Raw genomic sequence first — 18,624 nt, 5'->3', positions numbered from 1 at the left:
TCAGCGTGGTTTTACCGTGGTCAACGTGCCCAATCGTGCCGATGTTGACGTGCGGCTTATTACGCTCAAACTTTTCCTTTGCCATGATGGCCTCCTTTTTCGGTAATGAAGGGAGCGCGTTAGCCGCGCTCCCTCAAATCTTCGCTTATGCGTATTTCGCCTGAATCTCGTCCGAGATGTTCTGCGGAACCGGATCGTAGTGGTCGAACTGCATGGTGAACTGGGCACGACCCGACGACATCGAGCGCAGAGTGTTGATGTAGCCGAACATATTCGCCAGCGGAACAAACGCATCGATGGCGATCGCGTTGCCGCGCGGCTCTTGTCCAGACACCTGGCCCCGACGCGAAGTCAGGTCGCCGATGATACCGCCGGTGTACTCTTCCGGGGTGATCACTTCGACTTTCATGATCGGTTCCAGCAGCTTCGCGCCAGCTTTACGCATGCCTTCACGCATACACATCCGCGATGCGATTTCGAACGCCAGAACGCTCGAGTCAACGTCGTGGAACTTACCGTCCAGCAGGGCAACCTTGAAGTCGATCACGGGGAAGCCAGCCAGCGGGCCGCTATCCATGACCGAATTGATGCCTTTTTCAACACCCGGGATGTATTCCTTCGGAACGGCACCACCAACGATGCGGCTTTCGAACGAATAGCCTTCGCCCGGCTCGGTCGGCTGGATCTCCAGCTTGACTTCGGCGAACTGACCCGAACCACCCGATTGTTTCTTGTGGGTGTAAGTGTGTTCGACCGGCATCGAGATGGTCTCACGGTATGCCACCTGCGGTGCACCGATGTTCGCCTCGACCTTGAATTCGCGCTTCAGACGGTCCACCAGGATGTCCAGGTGAAGTTCGCCCATGCCCTTCATGATGGTCTGACCCGATTCCAGGTCGGTTTCCACACGGAAGGACGGGTCTTCGGCGGCCAGACGGGCCAGACCCTGGGACATCTTCTCTTGGTCGCCCTTGGTTTTGGGCTCAACCGCGATCTCGATCACCGGATCGGGGAAGGTCATGGTTTCCAGAACCACCGGATCCTTCGCGTCACACAGGGTGTCACCGGTGGTGGTGTCTTTCAGACCCGCCAGCGCGATGATGTCGCCTGCAAACGCTTCTTCGATCTCTTCCCGGTTGTTCGAGTGCATCATCATCATACGACCGATGCGCTCTTTCTTACCTTTGGTCGAGTTCAGGATCGAGTCACCCTTGTTCATGGTGCCCGAATAGATCCGAGTGAAGGTCAGCGAGCCAACGAAGGGGTCGTTCATGATTTTGAACGCCAGGCCCGAGAAGGCCATGTCGTCGTCTGCACGACGGGCGATGTCACGAACTTCTTCCTCGTCGCCGGGCTTGAAGCCCATGTAATCGACAACGTCCAGCGGGCTGGGCAGATAGTCGATCACAGCGTTGAGCAGCGGCTGAACGCCTTTGTTCTTGAACGCCGAACCACCCAGAACCGGAACGAACGCGATTTCCAGAGTACCTTTGCGCAGCAGGGCGCGCAGGGTCGGAACGTCGGGCTCATTGCCTTCCAGGTATTCCATCATCGCGTCGTCGTCCATTTCGACGGCCGCTTCGATCATCTTGCCGCGCCATTCGTCAGCCATGTCTTTCAGGCTGTCGCGGATCGGAGCTTTGATCCAGCTTGCGCCCAGATCTTCGCCCTGCCACAGCCACTCTTCCATAGTGACCAGGTCGATCAGGCCTTCCAGCTCGGACTCGGCGCCGATCGGAATACCAACCGGAACAGCACGTGCGCCGGTGCGGTCTTCGATCATGTTGACGCAGTTGAAGAAGTCAGCACCGATCTTGTCCATCTTGTTGACGAAAACCATACGCGGAACCTTGTAGCGGTCAGCCTGACGCCACACGGTTTCGGTCTGGGGTTCAACACCGGCGTTTGCGTCCAGAACGCAAACGGCACCGTCGAGAACTGCCAGCGAACGTTCAACTTCGATGGTGAAGTCAACGTGGCCGGGAGTGTCGATGATGTTCAGGCGGTGCTTAGGCGTTTCTGCGGTCTGACCGTCCTCGGTGCGTTCCCAGAAAGTGGTGGTCGCAGCCGAAGTGATGGTGATGCCGCGTTCCTGCTCCTGCTCCATCCAGTCCATGGTGGCTGCACCATCGTGCACCTCACCGATGTTGTGGGATTTACCAGTGTAATACAGGATACGCTCCGAGCAGGTGGTCTTACCTGCGTCGATGTGCGCCATGATACCGAAGTTACGGTACAGTTCGAGCGGATATTCGCGTGCCATTGGTCTAAGCCTCTTGGATTACCAACGATAATGGCTGAAGGCTTTGTTCGCCTCGGCCATCTTGTGGGTGTCTTCACGCTTTTTCACGGCAGTACCGCGGGACTGTACAGCGTCCAGCAGTTCACCGGCAAGGCGTTCTTCCATGGTGTTTTCGTTGCGGGCGCGTGCAGCCGAGATCAGCCAACGGATGGCCAGGGCTTCGCGGCGCTCGGGGCGTACTTCGACCGGAACCTGGTAGGTTGCACCACCAACCCGGCGCGAGCGAACCTCGACCGACGGTTTGATGTTGTCGAGCGCTTCGTGGAACACTTCGACCGGTGCGCGCTTGATCTTGCCTTCAACGCGATCAAACGCGTTGTAGACGATGCGCTCTGCGACCGACTTCTTGCCGTCGATCATCAGGTTGTTCATGAATTTGGTCAGTACCTTGTCGCCAAATTTGGCGTCAGGCAGGACTTCGCGTTTTTCGGCGGCGTGACGACGTGACATATCAGCCTCTCCTTCTTACTTGGGACGCTTCGCGCCGTATTTCGAACGACGCTGCTTACGGTCTTTGACGCCCTGAGTATCCAGAACACCGCGCAGGATGTGGTAACGCACACCGGGAAGGTCTTTTACACGGCCGCCACGGATCAGAACAACCGAGTGTTCCTGCAGGTTGTGGCTTTCACCGGGGATGTACGAGATGACCTCGAACCCGTTGGTCAGGCGCACCTTGGCAACCTTACGCATAGCCGAGTTCGGCTTTTTAGGTGTGGTGGTGTACACGCGGGTGCAGACGCCGCGTTTCTGCGGGCACTGCTCCAGGTGCATGGACTTCGAGCGTTTTATTTTGGGCTGCCGCGGTTTGCGGATCAGCTGTTGAATAGTTGGCATTCCGGTTTCTTCCCCGTTTTGCAACACACATGACATGCACGCGCGTTGCGTGCGGTTAAACTTGCTGCACTTATGCGTCCACAAGCGCAAAACCCGCGAGCGTTCCCATTCCGAGGTGAACGTCGCGGTTGGTTATCAGAGGGCGCGAACTGCAAAATTGTTCAGGCCTTGACCAGTCCATTACTGAAATCGGTTATGGGGCGGCCCCCGGTACCGAGATAGCGCGCGTAATAGGGGGAGTCGGAGCAAGTGTCAACAGTGCACCCGTATGGGTGTCTCACCGGCCTGTTTATGCGGGAATATCAGGCCCCTTCCGGAATTTCCAGCACCGCAGCCGTTGCGACACCCTTTTCGGGAAGGCATAGTCTGTGCAACACGCTGCCCCACGGATCAAATATGCAAATCATCGGCCTGTGCCGCTTTTCCTATCCTGCCTATGGCGGCTTTCAGGTCGAACATGAAACGATCGAAGAACGTCGGCGGCACCTTTACAACCCGGCCCGCCTAGAAGAACGCTTTCGCCTGTTCGAAACCACTACACTGCCCTGCATTCGAGAGCAGACCAACGAGGATTTTCAGTTTCTCATCGTGATCGGTGATTGCCTTCCCAAACCCGCTCTGGATCGATTGCGCGATCTAACCGCCGGCATGCCCCAGGTTCAGATCATCGCCCGCGCTCCGGGTCGACATCGCAAGGTGATGAAAGAGATTCTGAATGCCGCCCGCAACGACCCCAGCGACCCTTGCGTTCAATTCCGCCATGACGACGATGATGCCGTGTCAGTGGATTTTGTCGAACGTCTGCGCCTTGCCGTCGACGAGAGTAAAGGTCTGATGGAGAACAACCGAACGGTCGCCATCGACTATAACAAGGGCTTTCTGGCCGAATTCGGGACAGATGGCATTCAGGCTGCCCAGGTTATGCGCCCCCTGTTGGGGATAGGCTTTGCGATGCATGTGCGTGGAAATTGCGAGCAGACAATTATGAATTTCGCCCATCACCGGATCGGGAATTTCATGCCGGTCATCAGTTATCCTGACGCGCCGATGTGGGTGCGCACGCTCAACCAGTTTAACGATTCACGCAATGCGCGTGACACTAAGACTGAGCTGTTGCCTCTGACACCCGAACAAGAAGGTGAATTCATCGCCCGCTTTGCGATAGATCAGAACCTTGTGCGCCAAGTTCACTCGGCGGGCTGCGTCTGACGTTCGCGGAATAATGTGAACAGCCCTGCGCCAACGACCAGCGTTGCCCCGAACATGGTAATCGTGTCCGGCCATTCCCCGAAAATCAGCCACCCCAGCCCCAGCGCCCAGATCAGGCTGGAGTATCGGAAGGGCGCGACGAACCCGACCTCGCCTACGCGCATGACCATGACGCTGAAAAGATAGCCCCCAAGTACGAACACCGCTGCCGATGCCACCATCAAACCAGCACCGACCGGTACCGGTTCCCAACCTGTTGCCACCGTGGCAATCCCCGCCGACACGGTAATCGTCAGGGACGTCGCCAAGGTAACCGCCAGCGAGGGCACATGCACCGACATCCGCCGCGTAATCAAATCCCGCGCCGTGACCGAGGCCACCGCAATCAAGGCATAGATCGCGTATATGCTGAACCCATCGGGGCCGGGCCGCACAATCAACAGCATCCCGGCAAAGCCCAACACAATCGCCAGAACTCGTCGCCACCCGATCTGTTCGCGGAAAAACAGCACTGCGCCCAGCGTGACCGTCAGCGGCAAGGCCTGCAGCACTGCGGTCACGTTGGCCAGCGGCATATGCAGCAACGCGGTCAGAAAAAAGAACGTGGCCGACAGCTCGGCCAGACACCGGATCACCACCAGCCATTTGTCGTGACGCGGGAAATTCAGATGCAACGCCCCAAGATGACGCGCCAGCAGAAACACCAAAACCGTCGCCAAAAGTCCGCGCATTGCTACCATCTGAAACAACGGCACCTCGGCACCTGCCGCCTTGATCAGAGCATCATTGATGGTAAAGGCGGCCATGCTGCCCATCATCAGCAGCGCGCCTTTCACGTTTGGAGTCATGGTTAAAGAATCCGGTCGAAAGTCGATTGCTGCATTGGCTCAATCGATCGACTTATTGTCAACGCAACTTAGTGGGCGAACAGGAAAATTACGTCTCAATTTGCCGGACACAATCTAATCGCCATCAAAATCCAAAGACGCGCCCGCCGCCGATACCTTCGACGGTCACCCCGGCACTCAGGTTATGCGTCGCGATCAGCCCTCCGGACATGTTTAAAACCCCAAGCCGGTTGCCGTTTTGAAGTGCAACGTAAAGCTCACGGCGTTCAGCGTTGATCCCGAGGCCAAAGCGCTCAATCTGCAATGCCGCACCAACCGAGGGGTTGGTTGGGCGAATGACCCTTTTGGTGGTGCCGTTCAGATCAATCTCGGCAATCAGGCGATTCCGAATAAACAACACGTAAAGGGTGCCGGTATTTTTGTCGAAGGCCAGCCCGCCTATCGGTCCTTGCGGTTGCGCAAGCCTGATATGGCGTACGAACTGCCCGTCGCGCGTCAATTCTGAAATCATCAGACCGTTTGGATGATCCAGGAAAAGATGGCCGTCTGCACCCCGAACAGCGAGCCCGCATTCCTTGATCGGGAAGTCGTCAGGAGTAACCCCTCCGCAACCGGCCGGTACGCGCTGCGCCGAAAAGGTGCGTAGAACGCGGCCATTTCGATCAAGTTCCTGCAACTGTGTACCGGGGAGATTGCGCAGGAAAATCCGCCGCCGCGGCTGGTCATAGGCAAGACCCACTATCGAAGCGGAAACTGGAATAAGCCGTGTGGTACCATCGGGAATTTTTACTTCCCGAGACGGCTGCCCCTGCGGCATCCCGACATAGGCGTAATCACTGCATGCCGCCAGCAGGCCAATCCCTAAAACCGATAATGCACGAGACAATTTCAATACAGCTCTCATAATTCAAATCTCCAGTGGATTTGTGCGTGAGACGTAAAAAACCATACCATGAAAAGGGTTTTTCCAAAATAAATCTGCTCATATTAATTTGCGTCGAACCGAGCCGCACAGTCTGCGACCCATCCCTTGCCATTGTCAGCGCTTCAATCAAGGCAAAGGGCACAAGCGGCCACCCAAAGAAAAAGGCCCCGCGAAATCGCGAGGCCTGATCTTTGGATTATCGTAGTCGCTTACTCGCGGCTTTCCGGGGTTTCCACCAGAACGTCCAGCTCGTCTCCAACCATGTCGTCTTCGACAATCGGGGCAGCCAAGGCAGCGGCCGCTTCGGCCTCTTCCCGGCGGGCTTCGATCACGACGTTGTCGCGCGACTGGGCAACCTGACGCACAGCCTGGGTTGCACCACCTGTACCGGCAGGGATCAGGCGACCGACGATGACGTTCTCTTTCAGGCCAACCAGCTTGTCCTTTTTGCCCTGTACTGACGCTTCGGTCAGCACGCGGGTGGTTTCCTGGAACGACGCCGCCGAGATGAACGAACGCGTCTGCAGCGAGGCTTTGGTGATCCCCAAGAGGATCGGTTCGCCCTGAGCCGGACGGCCACCGCGCGAGAGGGTCTTCTCGTTGGCTGCGTCAAACTCCTGCTTGTCGACATGTTCGCCTTTCAACAGGGTGGTGTCGCCTGAATCCAGGATCTCCCACTTCTGCAGCATCTGGCGCACGATGACCTCGATGTGCTTGTCGTTGATCTTCACGCCCTGCAGACGATAGACGTCCTGCACCTCGTCGATCATGTAATCCGCCAGCGCTTCGACACCCATGATGGACAGGATGTCATGCGGAGCCGGGTTACCATCCATCAGGTATTCACCCTTTTGGATAAAGTCACCTTCCGCGACCGGGATATGTTTGCCCTTGGGCACCATATACTCGATCGTTTCCATCGACTCATCTGCCGGTTCGATGCTGATGCGGCGCTTGTTCTTGTAGTCGCGGCCAAAGCGCACGTAACCATCGGCTTCTGCGATGATCGCGTGATCTTTCGGACGTCGGGCTTCGAACAGTTCGGCCACACGCGGCAGACCACCGGTGATGTCCTTGGTCTTGGCACCTTCGCGCGGGATACGCGCGACAACGTCACCGGCTTCGATCTGCTGGCCATCTTCGACCGACAGGATCGCATCCACCGACATCGGATAGTGAACCGGGTTGCCCGCATCGTTGCGGACCGGCTCGCCATCTTCACCGACCAGAATGATCTCGGGCTTCAGATCGCTGCCTTTGGGGGCCGCACGCCAGTCGATCACGATCTTCTGAGTCATGCCGGTTGCGTCGTCGGTCTCATCGCGGACAGCGATGCCCGAAACGAGGTCAACGTATTTCGCAGTACCGGCTTTCTCGGCGATGATCGGCAGGGTGTAGGGATCCCACTCGAACAGCTTGTCGCCACGGGCCACTTTGGTGCCATCCTTGACGAACAGCTTGGAACCATAGCCCAGCTTGTGGCTGGCACGCTCTTCGCCGTGTTCGTCCTTGATCACCAGCTTCATGTTCCGGCCCATGACCAGACTTTCGCCTGCGGCATTGACCAGAATCTGCGGGTTCTCGAAGGAAACGACACCGTCCTGGCTGGCTTCTTGGAACGACTGCTGACCACCTTGCGCAACACCACCAATGTGGAAGGTCCGCATCGTCAGCTGTGTACCGGGCTCACCGATGGACTGGGCGGCGATGATGCCGACAGCCTCACCCGTGTTCACCATGGTACCGCGCGCAAGGTCACGACCGTAGCAGGTCGCACAGACGCCTTCCTCAGACTCACAGGTCAGAGGCGAGCGGATGCGCATGGACGCAACACCGGCTTCGTCAATGGTGTCGGCCATACGTTCGTCGATCAACTGACCAGCGGCCACGATCACCTCATCCGTACCCGGACGCAGAACGTCATCGGCAGAGACTCGGCCCAGCACACGTTCGGCCAACGAGGCAACAACCTCACCGTCGTTCACCGCAGCTTCGGCGGTGATCGCGCGCTCAGTGCCACAGTCGATCTCACGAACGATGCAATCCTGCGCCACGTCTACCAGACGACGGGTCAGATAACCTGAGTTCGCCGTCTTCAGAGCGGTATCTGACAGACCCTTACGGGCGCCGTGGGTCGAGTTGAAGTATTCAAGAACGGTCAGGCCTTCCTTGAAGTTCGAGATGATCGGCGTCTCGATGATGTCACCGTTCGGTTTGGCCATCAGGCCGCGCATACCGCCCAGCTGTTTCATCTGAGTGACCGAGCCACGCGCACCGGAGTGGGCCATCATATAGACTGAGTTCGGTTCCTGCTCGGAACCGTCCTCTGCCCGATCCGAGGATGAGATCGTGCTCATCATCGCTTCGGTCACGCGGTCGTTACACTTCGACCAGGCATCGACAACCTTGTTGTACTTTTCGCCCTGAGTGATCAGGCCATCCATGTACTGCTGTTCAAAGTCCTTCACCTGACCGCGGGTGTCATCAACGATGCCCCATTTGTCATCCGGAATAACCATGTCGTCCTTGCCGAACGAGATGCCCGCCTTGAACGCTTCTTTGAAGCCCATCGACATGATCTGGTCACAGAAGATAACCGACTCTTTCTGACCGCAGTAGCGATAGACGGTGTCGATGACCTGCTGCACTTCTTTCTTCCGCAGCAGGCGGTTTACCAGTTCGAACGGCGCTTTGTTGTTCATCGGCAGCAAGGCACCCAGACGCAGACGGCCCGGAGTGGTCTCGTAACGCTTCTGAACTTCGTTGCCTTCGTCGTCGATCTGCGTGATCCGCGCGGTGATTTTCGAGTGCAGATGCACCTCACCCGCGTCCAGCGCGTGCTGGACTTCTTCGATCGAACCAAAGACTTTGCCTTCGCCCGGCATGCCTTCGCGTTCCAGGGTCACATAGTACAGACCCAGGATCATATCCTGCGACGGAACGATGATCGGCGCACCGTTTGCAGGCGACAGAACGTTATTCGTCGACATCATCAGAACACGGGCTTCCAGCTGGGCCTCAAGGCTCAGCGGAACGTGAACGGCCATCTGGTCACCGTCGAAGTCGGCGTTAAAGGCCGAACAGACCAGCGGGTGCAGCTGGATGGCTTTACCTTCGATCAGGACCGGCTCGAACGCCTGAATGCCAAGACGGTGCAGCGTGGGTGCACGGTTCAGCATGACAGGGTGTTCGCGGATCACCTCGTCGAGGATATCCCACACTTCGGGACGCTCTTTCTCGACCAGTTTCTTCGCCTGCTTCACGGTCGAAGACAAACCTTTGGCTTCAAGGCGCGAGTAGATGAACGGCTTGAACAGCTCCAGCGCCATCTTCTTGGGCAGACCACACTGGTGCAGCTTCAGCTCGGGACCGGTCACAATAACCGAACGGCCCGAGAAGTCGACGCGCTTACCCAGAAGGTTCTGACGGAAGCGGCCCTGCTTACCTTTCAGCATGTCTGACAGCGATTTCAGCGGACGCTTGTTGGCACCGGTGATCACACGGCCACGACGGCCGTTGTCGAACAGAGCGTCAACGGATTCCTGCAGCATCCGCTTTTCGTTGCGGACGATGATGTCAGGCGCGCGCAGCTCAATCAGACGCTTCAGACGGTTGTTCCGGTTGATGACGCGGCGATACAGATCGTTCAGATCCGAGGTCGCGAAACGGCCACCGTCCAGCGGAACCAGCGGACGCAGCTCCGGCGGAATAACCGGGATCACGGTCATCACCATCCACTCGGGGCGGTTGCCCGACTCGAGGAAGGATTCGACAACCTTCAGACGCTTGATGATCTTCTTGGGCTTCAGTTCGCCGGTTGCTTCGGCCAGATCAGCGCGCAGCTGCTCGGCTTCGGCTTCCAGATCGATCTGGGCCAGCATCTCACGAATGGCTTCGGCACCGATGTTCGCGGTGAACGCGTCCATGCCATAGGCATCCTGCGCATCCATGTACTCTTCTTCGGTCAGCATCTGGCCGTAGGTCAGGTCGGTCAGACCGGGCTCGATGACGACATAGTTTTCAAAGTACAGAACGCGTTCCAGATCGCGCAGCGTCATGTCCAGCATCAGACCGATGCGGGACGGCAGCGATTTCAGGAACCAGATATGTGCGACGGGCGCGGCCAGTTCGATGTGGCCCATACGCTCACGGCGGACTTTCTGCAGGGTGACTTCCACACCGCATTTCTCGCAGACAACGCCGCGATACTTCATCCGCTTATATTTGCCGCACAGACATTCGTAATCTTTGATCGGGCCAAAGATACGCGCGCAGAACAGACCGTCACGCTCGGGCTTGAACGTCCGGTAGTTGATGGTTTCGGGTTTCTTGATCTCACCATAGGACCAAGACAGGATCCGTTCAGGGCTGGCCAGCGAGACCTTGATCTCGTCGAAAACCTTCGGCGGCGTCAGCGGGTTGAACGGGTTGTTGGTGATTTCCTGGTTCATTTTGATACCTCAAATTTTGCGGAAGGGGGGACGGGAGGAAGAGCCGAGGCCCTTACTCCTCAACCTCCGCATCCAGGAGTTCCATATTCAGGCCGAGGCCACGGACTTCTTTCACCAGAACGTTGAACGATTCCGGTACGCCCGCTTCAAAGTTATCCTCGCCCTTGACGATCGACTCATAGACCTTGGTCCGGCCGGCGACGTCATCCGATTTCACGGTGAGCATCTCCTGCAGGGTGTAGGCGGCACCGTAAGCTTCCAGAGCCCAGACCTCCATCTCACCAAAGCGCTGACCACCGAACTGCGCCTTACCACCCAGCGGCTGCTGGGTAACCAGGCTGTACGGCCCGGTCGAACGCGCGTGGATCTTGTCGTCCACCAGGTGGTGCAGTTTCAGCAGGTATTTGATGCCCACGGTCACCGGACGTGCGAATTGCTCACCGGTGCGACCGTCGAACAGGATCGACTGACCGCTTTCCGAGAAGCCCGCACGCACCAGCGCATCGTTGACGTCAGCCTCTTTGGCACCATCAAAGACCGGGGTCGCGATCGGAACACCGCGGGTCACGTTGCCCGCCGCCTCGATCAGGTGACCCTCGTCCATGTTGGCAATGCCTTCTTCATAGACATTCTCGCCATAGGCCAGCTTCATCGCTTCGCGCACCGGGGTCAGGTCGCCGGAACGGCGGTATTCACCCAGTGCGTCGTCGATGTTCAGACCCAGACCGCGCGCGGCCCAACCCATGTGGGTTTCAAGGATCTGACCAACGTTCATACGCGACGGCACGCCCAGCGGGTTCAGACAGAAGTCAACCGGAGTACCATCGGCCAGGAACGGCATGTCTTCCATCGGGACAACCTTGGAGATCACACCTTTGTTCCCGTGACGACCGGCCATCTTGTCGCCCGGCTGCAGCTTACGCTTCACGGCAATAAAGACTTTGACCATCTTCATCACACCCGGCGGCAGGTCGTCGCCACGGCGGACCTTCTCGACCTTGTCTTCGAAACGGGCGTCCAGAGCACGCTTGAGCACTTCGTACTGCTCGTTCAGCGCTTCGACGATCTGTGCGTCCTTCTCGTCTTCCAGCGCCAGTTGCCACCACTGACCACGGGTCAGGGTTTCCAGCAGATCCTCGGTGATTGCCGAGCCTGCCTTGACGCCTTTCGGGCCTTTGACAGCAGTTTTACCCAGGATCAGGCCTTGCAGACGCGCATAGATGTTGCGGTCCAGGATCGCCAGCTCGTCGTCCCGGTCACGGGCCAGACGCTCGACTTCCTCACGCTCGATCTGCAGCGCACGCTCGTCTTTCTCGACGCCGTGACGGTTGAAGACGCGAACTTCGACCACTGTACCGTAATCGCCCGGCTTCACGCGCAGCGAGGTGTCGCGCACGTCAGATGCTTTTTCACCAAAGATGGCGCGCAGCAGCTTTTCTTCCGGGGTCATCGGGCTTTCGCCCTTCGGAGTGATCTTGCCGACCAGAATATCGCCCGGCTCAACATCCGCACCGATGTAAACGATGCCCGCCTCGTCGAGGTTACGCAGCGCTTCTTCACCGACGTTCGGGATGTCGCGGGTGATCTCTTCCGGGCCCAGCTTGGTGTCACGGGCGGCGACTTCAAATTCCTCGATATGGACCGAGGTAAAGACGTCATCGCGCGCGATACGTTCACTGATCAGGATCGAGTCTTCGTAGTTGTAGCCGTTCCACGGCATGAACGCGACGACCACGTTTTTACCAAGCGCCAGTTCACCGATATCGGTGGACGGACCATCGGCAACAACCTCGCCTTTCATGACGGTGTCGCCCACTTTCACCAGCGGACGCTGGTTGATGCAGGTGTTCTGGTTCGATCGCTGGAATTTGCGCAGACGATAGATGTCAACGCCAGCGTCGCCCAGCTCCAGATCTTCGGTGGCACGGATAACGATACGCTGGGCATCGACCTGGTCGATGATACCGGCGCGTTTCGCCTGGATCGCAGCGCCCGAGTCGATCGCAACCTTTTCCTCGATCCCGGTACCGACCAACGGCGCCTCGGCCCGCAGCAGCGGAACCGCTTGACGTTGCATGTTCGAGCCCATCAGAGCGCGGTTGGCGTCGTCATTTTCAAGGAACGGGATCAGCGATGCGGCAACCGAAACCAACTGTTTCGGCGACACGTCGATCAGGTCCACATTCTCGCGCGGAGCGAGGGTGTAGTCACCGGCCTGACGGGTCGAGACCAGATCGTTGATGAACTTGCCGTTCTGATCCAGCGTCGCGTTCGCCTGCGCCACGGTGTGACGCATTTCCTCGGTCGCGGACATGTAGTGAACCTCATCGGTCACCTCGGCGTCTTTGACAACGCGGTAGGGTGTTTCGATGAAGCCATACTTGTTCACGCGGGCAAAGGTGGCCAGCGAGTTGATCAGACCGATGTTCGGACCTTCCGGCGTTTCAATCGGGCACATCCGACCATAGTGGGTCGGGTGAACGTCACGCACCTCAAAGCCCGCACGTTCGCGCGTCAGACCACCGGGGCCAAGCGCCGAGAGACGGCGTTTGTGGGTGACTTCCGACAGCGGGTTGGTCTGGTCCATGAACTGCGACAGTTGCGACGAGCCGAAGAATTCGCGGACAGCAGCAGCAGCCGGTTTCGCGTTGATCAGGTCCTGCGGCATGACGGTGTCGATCTCGACCGACGACATACGCTCTTTGATCGCGCGCTCCATGCGCAGCAAGCCGACGCGGTACTGGTTTTCCATCAACTCGCCGACCGAACGGACACGGCGGTTGCCGAGGTGGTCGATGTCGTCGATGTCGCCTTTACCGTCACGCAGCTCCACCAGCGCCTTGATGCAGGCCACAATGTCTTCGCGGCGCAGGGTGCGCAGGGTGTCCGGCGCGTCCAGAGCCAGACGCATGTTCATCTTCACGCGGCCAACGGCGGACAGGTCATAACGCTCGCTGTCGAAGAACAGCGTGTCGAACAGGGCCGAGGCCGCTTCGACGGTGGGCGGCTCGCCCGGGCGCATGACACGGTAGATGTCCATCAGCGCGCTTTCGCGGCCCATGTTCTTGTCCTGCGCCATAGTATTGCGCATGTAGGGGCCAACATTGACGTTGTCGATGTCCAGAACCGGGATGTCGGTGATACCTGCGTCGATCAGCTCTTTAACTGTGCCGCCGATCAGCTCGCCGTTCTTGTCGTATTCCAGGGTCAGCTCATCACCGGCTTCGACATAGATCGCGCCGTTTTCTTCGTTGATGATGTCCTTGGCGACGAACTTGCCGACGATGTGATCAAAAGGAACCAACAGGTTGGTGACGACGCCTTCTTCGATCAACTTCTTGACCGCGCGCGGAGTGACTTTCTTACCTGCTTCAGCAATCACTTCACCGGATTTGGCGTCAACCAGATCATAGGTCGGGCGGGTGCCGCGCACTCGCTCGGGGAAGAACGGCGCGATCCAGCCCTTTTTCTTGTCCAGCTTGTAGGACACGGTGTTGTAATACGCGTCCATGATCGCTTCTTGATCCAGACCCAGCGCATACAGCAGGGTTGTCACAGGCAGTTTGCGGCGACGGTCGATACGGGCAAAAACGATGTCCTTGGCGTCGAACTCAAAGTCCAGCCAGCTGCCGCGATACGGGATGATGCGGCAAGCAAAGAGCAGTTTACCTGAAGAGTGGGTCTTGCCCTTGTCGTGATCAAAGAACACACCGGGCGAGCGGTGCATCTGGGACACGATCACACGCTCGGTACCATTCACGATGAAGGTCCCGTTCGGCGTCATCAGGGGCATATCGCCCATAAACACGTCCTGTTCCTTGATGTCTTTGACCGACTTGGCGCCGGTATCTTCGTCGACATCAAACACGATCAGACGCAGAGTGACCTTCAGCGGCGCGCTGTAGGTCATGTCGCGCTGCATGCACTCTTCGACGTCGTATTTGGGTTTTTCCAGATCGTATTTCACGAACTCCAGAACGGAGGTTTCGTTGAAATCCTTGATCGGGAAAACCGATTGGAACACACCTTTGATGCCTTCGCCGTCAGTGGGCTGCTCTGCATCGCCGGAGCGTAGGAAAAGATCATAAGAAGATTTCTGGACCTCAATGAGGTTCGGCATCTCCAGCACTTCGCGGATTTTGCCGTAATATTTCCGAAGACGTTTCTGGCCAAGGAACGTTTGAGCCATGTCAGATGTCACCTTTCGATGTTCTCAGCGGGCAAAGACACCGTCGGGCCCCGGCGCCTTGCACATTCGAGACGACACGTCCGGATCAATTCGTGGCCACCGTCCCGAAGGCAGCCTCCCGATCCGAAAACCGCGTCTTAGAAAACGCCCCCGTTCATGAGGCCCTTTCTAAGACAGGTTCGGCTGGACCCGGATTTCTCCGGGCCCAGCCAAAATTTGCGGCGCATCAGCGATGCGCCAGACAACGGGCTTAGGCCAGTTCGACCTCGGCGCCAGCTGCTTCCAGCTTGCCTTTGATCTCTTCGGCTTCGTCTTTCGACACAGCTTCTTTGATCTTGCCGCCAGCTTCGACCAGCTCTTTGGCTTCTTTCAGGCCCAGACCGGTGATGCCGCGAACTTCTTTGATCACGTTGATTTTCGAAGCGCCGGCGTTCTTCAGAACGACGTCGAATTCGGTTTTTTCTTCCTCAGCTGCGCCACCGGCGTCGCCACCAGCTGCAACCATTACGGCGCCGCCAGCTGCGGGCTCGATGCCGTATTCGTCTTTGAGGATGGTTTTCAGTTCTTGTGCTTCCAGCAGGGTCAGACCCACGATGCTTTCTGCGAGTGCTTTCAGATCAGCCATTTTATCAGCTCTTTCCGTTTACAGTGTGTGTTCCAACGTCAGGGTGTTCACCCTACGCAGATCATTCAGTGCCAACCGCTTACGCAGCTTCCGCCTTCTCTTCGATGGTGGAAAGGATGCTTGCGATGTTGCTTGCAGGTGCGCCAATCGCGCCGGCGATGTTCGAAGCAGGTGCGCCAATGCAGCCCACGATCGAAGCAATAAGCTCCTCGCGAGACGGCATTTTCGAAACTGTTTCGACGCCTTTGCGGTCCAGAGCGTTCTCACCCATTGCACCACCAAGAATCTCAAAATTCTTGTTATCCTTGGCGAAGTCCTCGGCCACCTTGGCTGCCGCCACGGGGTCCTCGGAATAGGTCAGAACGGTCATCCCTGTCAGCAGGTCGGCCATGCTTTCACACGGCTTACCCTCAAGGGCGATTTTGGCGAGCCTGTTCTTGGCAACACGCACGGCACCACCCGCGTCACGAGCACGTGCGCGAAGGTCCTGCATCTCGGCAACTGTCAGACCGGCGTAGTGCGAAACCACTACGACGCCAGAGCTTTCGAAGATTTGGCCGAGTTCCTCGACCACTTTCTCTTTCTGGGCTCTATCCACAGTTCTCTCCAAGTTAGGGGTGATACCTCACCCCGGCTCATATTTGCCGAAGGGTTAACCCCGGCGTTCAGGTCCGTTGTTACGGGATTGGCCAAAACTCGCCCGAGGATCGTGACCCTCAGAATTCTTTGGTCTTACCCGTCTCAGGCAGGGAATTAAGGGGCCGAATGGACCCACCCACCGTCTTGGACGAAACAAAATAAAGCGCACGACGAATCGCACGCTTTATTCCGCAGCTCTATTTAGGCCAGATGGCAGGGGTTTCCAAGGGGTAAATTGACCGTTCCAACCGGATTGCTTCACCGCCCAGATCCGTCGTGCAAAACCCAAAGCCAGCCATCACAGCATTGACATGACACCAGCCCTGAGGTCCATTCGATCCGCACAGTGAAAAGCCACATAGAACGACGCATTTGAATGCTGGATCTTTCCGATACTGAACAGACATTCGCTTCAGAGTGTGTGGCCGAGTTTTCACGGCGCAATCCTGTCGGGCCTGTGAAGAAAGTCGAATGCGTCTATCGCTCGCACGCGTTTCCGGATTCGCGTCTGGTCTTGAAAATCACAACCGGAATTGAAAGCTTTGCACTGAAAATCGACAGCAACTCTCCCACCACCGGAAGGCTGCGGGATGAGTTCAGCCTGCTATCTGATCTTTACCAGCATTTTGAAAACAACCCGTCATCGCAGGTTATCCGCCCGATTTACCTGTCGCCATCTGAAACCTTCTTTGTCACCGAATTTATCAACCGGCCAACCGCGGTCGACCTGATCTATAACAGCAAGAACGAAGATCAGGTTGCTCAGGTCTTTCGTCGTGCCGGGTCGTGGCTGAATGATCTTCACGACCGCCACCCCCCGGCGAGCTATGCATTTCGGCCAAAATGGATGACAGACAGCATTCGCGACCTTTCAACCACGGTGCCCTATGATATCGCGGGCACAAGTCGGAAAATGGTAAACGTCATGCTGGCCGAAGCTGCTCGCCTGAAGGGCATTCAGGATATCCGGGTTTTTTCACATGGTGATTTTCACGGGCAGAACCTGATTGTCGGGCAGGGAAAAACGATTGGCCTGGATTTTACTGAATCCCGCGAAAAGCTGGCCGTGTACGATATCGTCGACTTTCTAAAGGCAGATATTTTTCGCGACGGGGCCGGACCCGATTTGGATCGCAGCGGTATTCTCAGAAAAAACAAGGATATGTTCTTTCGCCGTTATCGACATCCCATCAACATGGAAATTCTGGATTACTGCATCCGGGGCCGGTTGTTGAAGGATTGGCTGGCGTTGTGGCAACCCAAACACGACTGTAGCCCGTTTGAGGAAGACAAACGACAGCGGTTGGGCAATCGCTTGAAAGTTGTGTTTCAAGGATAATGAGACTGTTGCGGCAACCGTCCCAGTTGACAATTATTTGTGCGGTATTTTGAAGAACTCGGTTGACGCATCCACCCAACCAATTTCTTATCTTTCAGCATAATTTCGCGTGGCCTTCGTCGCCTTTGGCCCAACATAACAAGTACAAAAGAGGAATAATCGCGCAGATGGTTCTCCGCAGTTTTTTCGCTCAGGACAGTGCCAGTCTCATCGCCACATTCGTTCCGGCCGGAGGCGATGCCAATGACATTGTCGTTGGCGGATCTATTATCAACAACTCAGACACACCGGACGGCACCATTTTTGCCTATTCGGGTGGATTTGGCACTACTGTCACGCTGGACGACACCAGCGGCAGCCCAGATATATTCGACGACGATCAGGAAACGGGCCACGTCATTACCGATGGCGGTGGCATCGTCACAAATGGCACACAGGTTGAATCTGAGTCCGTGATCACCGTGCGAGCTCTGGACATTAACGGAAACCCAACCGGACCCGAGATTGACATCTACGTGTTTTCCCAGAACGGGGTCACGCAGGACGTTTGGGGCTATAGCACGTCGGCCCCCTTGGTGCCGGGAACCTCTTATGTCAAAATCAGCGGCTCAAACGCGGGGTCGTCGCTCTATACGGATTTCATTACCTGCTTTGGCCTAGGAACCTTGATCGAAACCGAAGATGGTGACGTCGAAGTGCAGACCCTGAAAAAGGGTCAGCGCGTCTGGACCCGGGATGGCGGGCTGCAACCGATCCTGTGGATCGGAACGACCGAGGTTCATGGCCACGGCGCGTTCGCTCCGGTCGTGATCGAAGCTGGCGCCATCGGAAACACGCATGAGCTTGTGATCTCGCAACAGCACAGGGTCCTGATACAGTCACCCGCAACCGACATGCTGTTTGGCTCGTCCGAAGTGTTCGTGGCCGCGAAGCACCTGTGCGGCCTTCCCGGCGTTTCGATCCGTGAGACGGACCGCATCACCTATACGCATTTCATGTTCGACCGGCACCACATTGTGCGATCAAACGGCGCGCTGACGGAAAGCTACTATTACGGCGATACTGCCAAATATTCCCTATCATCGCCGCAAAGGGCGGAAATCCTCGCGCTTTTCCCAACGGTTGAAGAGATCGGAAATGCGTTCCAGCACACGGCGGTCAAGACAATCGGGGCGCATGAAGCCCGCGTATTGCGCACATACCTCTGATCACGCGGACCGCAAAAATGAAAAACCCGGGTCGCATATACAACCCGGGTTC

At 57.2% G+C, this 18,624-nt stretch carries 13 protein-coding genes; 3 read left to right on the top strand and 10 right to left on the bottom strand.

Annotated elements, in window-relative coordinates:
- The 4 genes from GOX21_RS15610 to rpsL form a co-directional block, all read right to left on the bottom strand.
- Positions 1–85, bottom strand: an 85-nt coding sequence (locus GOX21_RS15610) for a GTP-binding protein (protein ID WP_209506371.1), incomplete at its 3' end; no start/stop codon positions are given.
- A 60-nt stretch (positions 86–145) separates the two neighbouring features.
- Positions 146–2,263, bottom strand: coding sequence for an elongation factor G (gene fusA, locus GOX21_RS15605; protein WP_170350956.1), 2,118 nt, complete (start codon positions 2,261–2,263; stop codon positions 146–148).
- Between the two features lie 18 nt (positions 2,264–2,281).
- A complete protein-coding gene (gene rpsG / locus GOX21_RS15600; protein ID WP_058283017.1) occupies positions 2,282–2,752 on the bottom strand; it encodes a 30S ribosomal protein S7 in 471 nt (156 codons plus the stop codon).
- Positions 2,753–2,767: 15 nt separating this feature from the next.
- Entirely contained in the window at positions 2,768–3,139 is a 372-nt protein-coding gene (rpsL, locus tag GOX21_RS15595) for a 30S ribosomal protein S12 (protein WP_009810698.1), read from the bottom strand.
- Between the two features lie 396 nt (positions 3,140–3,535).
- Between rpsL and GOX21_RS15590 the strand changes: the two genes are divergently transcribed.
- Entirely contained in the window at positions 3,536–4,348 is an 813-nt protein-coding gene (locus tag GOX21_RS15590) for a putative rhamnosyl transferase (protein WP_170378394.1), read from the top strand.
- Here GOX21_RS15590 and GOX21_RS15585 read toward each other — a convergent pair.
- The 6 genes from GOX21_RS15585 to rplJ all read right to left on the bottom strand — a co-directional run bounded on the left by GOX21_RS15585 (position 4,327) and on the right by rplJ (position 15,984).
- On the bottom strand, positions 4,327–5,196 hold the full coding sequence (locus tag GOX21_RS15585; RefSeq protein ID WP_170378393.1) for a DMT family transporter: 870 nt from the start codon (positions 5,194–5,196) through the stop codon (positions 4,327–4,329). The two genes, GOX21_RS15590 and GOX21_RS15585, sit on opposite strands and share 22 nt — an antisense overlap.
- 124 nt (positions 5,197–5,320) lie before the next feature.
- Positions 5,321–6,100: a hypothetical protein gene (locus tag GOX21_RS15580; protein WP_170378392.1), complete on the bottom strand. Its 780-nt coding sequence runs from the start codon at positions 6,098–6,100 to the stop codon at positions 5,321–5,323.
- 230 nt (positions 6,101–6,330) lie between these two features.
- The gene (gene rpoC, locus GOX21_RS15575) at positions 6,331–10,572 is read right to left on the bottom strand and encodes a DNA-directed RNA polymerase subunit beta' (protein ID WP_170350960.1); all 4,242 of its coding nucleotides are present in this window, start codon (positions 10,570–10,572) and stop codon (positions 6,331–6,333) included.
- A 52-nt stretch (positions 10,573–10,624) separates the two neighbouring features.
- Positions 10,625–14,761, bottom strand: a complete 4,137-nt coding sequence (rpoB, locus tag GOX21_RS15570) for a DNA-directed RNA polymerase subunit beta (protein ID WP_170378391.1) — start codon at positions 14,759–14,761, stop codon at positions 10,625–10,627.
- 250 nt (positions 14,762–15,011) lie between these two features.
- Positions 15,012–15,386, bottom strand: a complete 375-nt coding sequence (rplL, locus tag GOX21_RS15565) for a 50S ribosomal protein L7/L12 (protein ID WP_170350962.1) — start codon at positions 15,384–15,386, stop codon at positions 15,012–15,014.
- Positions 15,387–15,465: 79 nt separating this feature from the next.
- Positions 15,466–15,984: a 50S ribosomal protein L10 gene (rplJ, locus tag GOX21_RS15560; RefSeq protein WP_010441181.1), complete on the bottom strand. Its 519-nt coding sequence runs from the start codon at positions 15,982–15,984 to the stop codon at positions 15,466–15,468.
- 417 nt (positions 15,985–16,401) lie between these two features.
- On the opposite strand from rplJ, the gene GOX21_RS15555 reads away from it, so the two are divergent.
- Complete coding sequence (locus GOX21_RS15555) at positions 16,402–17,364, top strand: phosphotransferase (protein ID WP_170378390.1); 963 nt, start codon at positions 16,402–16,404, stop codon at positions 17,362–17,364.
- A gap of 167 nt (positions 17,365–17,531) precedes the next feature.
- Positions 17,532–18,572 (top strand): Hint domain-containing protein, encoded by a 1,041-nt coding sequence (locus GOX21_RS15550; protein ID WP_170378389.1) that lies wholly within the window; start codon positions 17,532–17,534, stop codon positions 18,570–18,572.
- Positions 18,573–18,624 lie beyond the last annotated feature (52 nt).

This window comes from Ruegeria atlantica (assembly GCF_013032005.1).
GTDB classification, from domain to species: Bacteria; Pseudomonadota; Alphaproteobacteria; order Rhodobacterales; family Rhodobacteraceae; genus Ruegeria; species Ruegeria atlantica_A.
This window is presented reverse-complemented; position numbering and strand designations above follow the sequence as displayed.

Excerpts from the sequence above, each read along its gene's own strand:
- rpoB (WP_170378391.1), bottom strand. The coding sequence starts at position 14,761 with ATGGCTCAAACGTTCCTTGGCCAGAAACGTCTTCGGAAATATTACGGC.
- rpsL (WP_009810698.1), bottom strand. The coding sequence starts at position 3,139 with ATGCCAACTATTCAACAGCTGATCCGCAAACCGCGGCAGCCCAAAATA.
- GOX21_RS15555 (WP_170378390.1), top strand. The coding sequence starts at position 16,402 with ATGCTGGATCTTTCCGATACTGAACAGACATTCGCTTCAGAGTGTGTG.
- GOX21_RS15585 (WP_170378393.1), bottom strand. The coding sequence starts at position 5,196 with ATGACTCCAAACGTGAAAGGCGCGCTGCTGATGATGGGCAGCATGGCC.
- GOX21_RS15590 (WP_170378394.1), top strand. The coding sequence starts at position 3,536 with ATGCAAATCATCGGCCTGTGCCGCTTTTCCTATCCTGCCTATGGCGGC.
- rpsG (WP_058283017.1), bottom strand. The coding sequence starts at position 2,752 with ATGTCACGTCGTCACGCCGCCGAAAAACGCGAAGTCCTGCCTGACGCC.
- rplL (WP_170350962.1), bottom strand. The coding sequence starts at position 15,386 with ATGGCTGATCTGAAAGCACTCGCAGAAAGCATCGTGGGTCTGACCCTG.
- GOX21_RS15580 (WP_170378392.1), bottom strand. The coding sequence starts at position 6,100 with ATGAGAGCTGTATTGAAATTGTCTCGTGCATTATCGGTTTTAGGGATT.
- GOX21_RS15550 (WP_170378389.1), top strand. The coding sequence starts at position 17,532 with ATGGTTCTCCGCAGTTTTTTCGCTCAGGACAGTGCCAGTCTCATCGCC.
- fusA (WP_170350956.1), bottom strand. The coding sequence starts at position 2,263 with ATGGCACGCGAATATCCGCTCGAACTGTACCGTAACTTCGGTATCATG.
- rpoC (WP_170350960.1), bottom strand. The coding sequence starts at position 10,572 with ATGAACCAGGAAATCACCAACAACCCGTTCAACCCGCTGACGCCGCCG.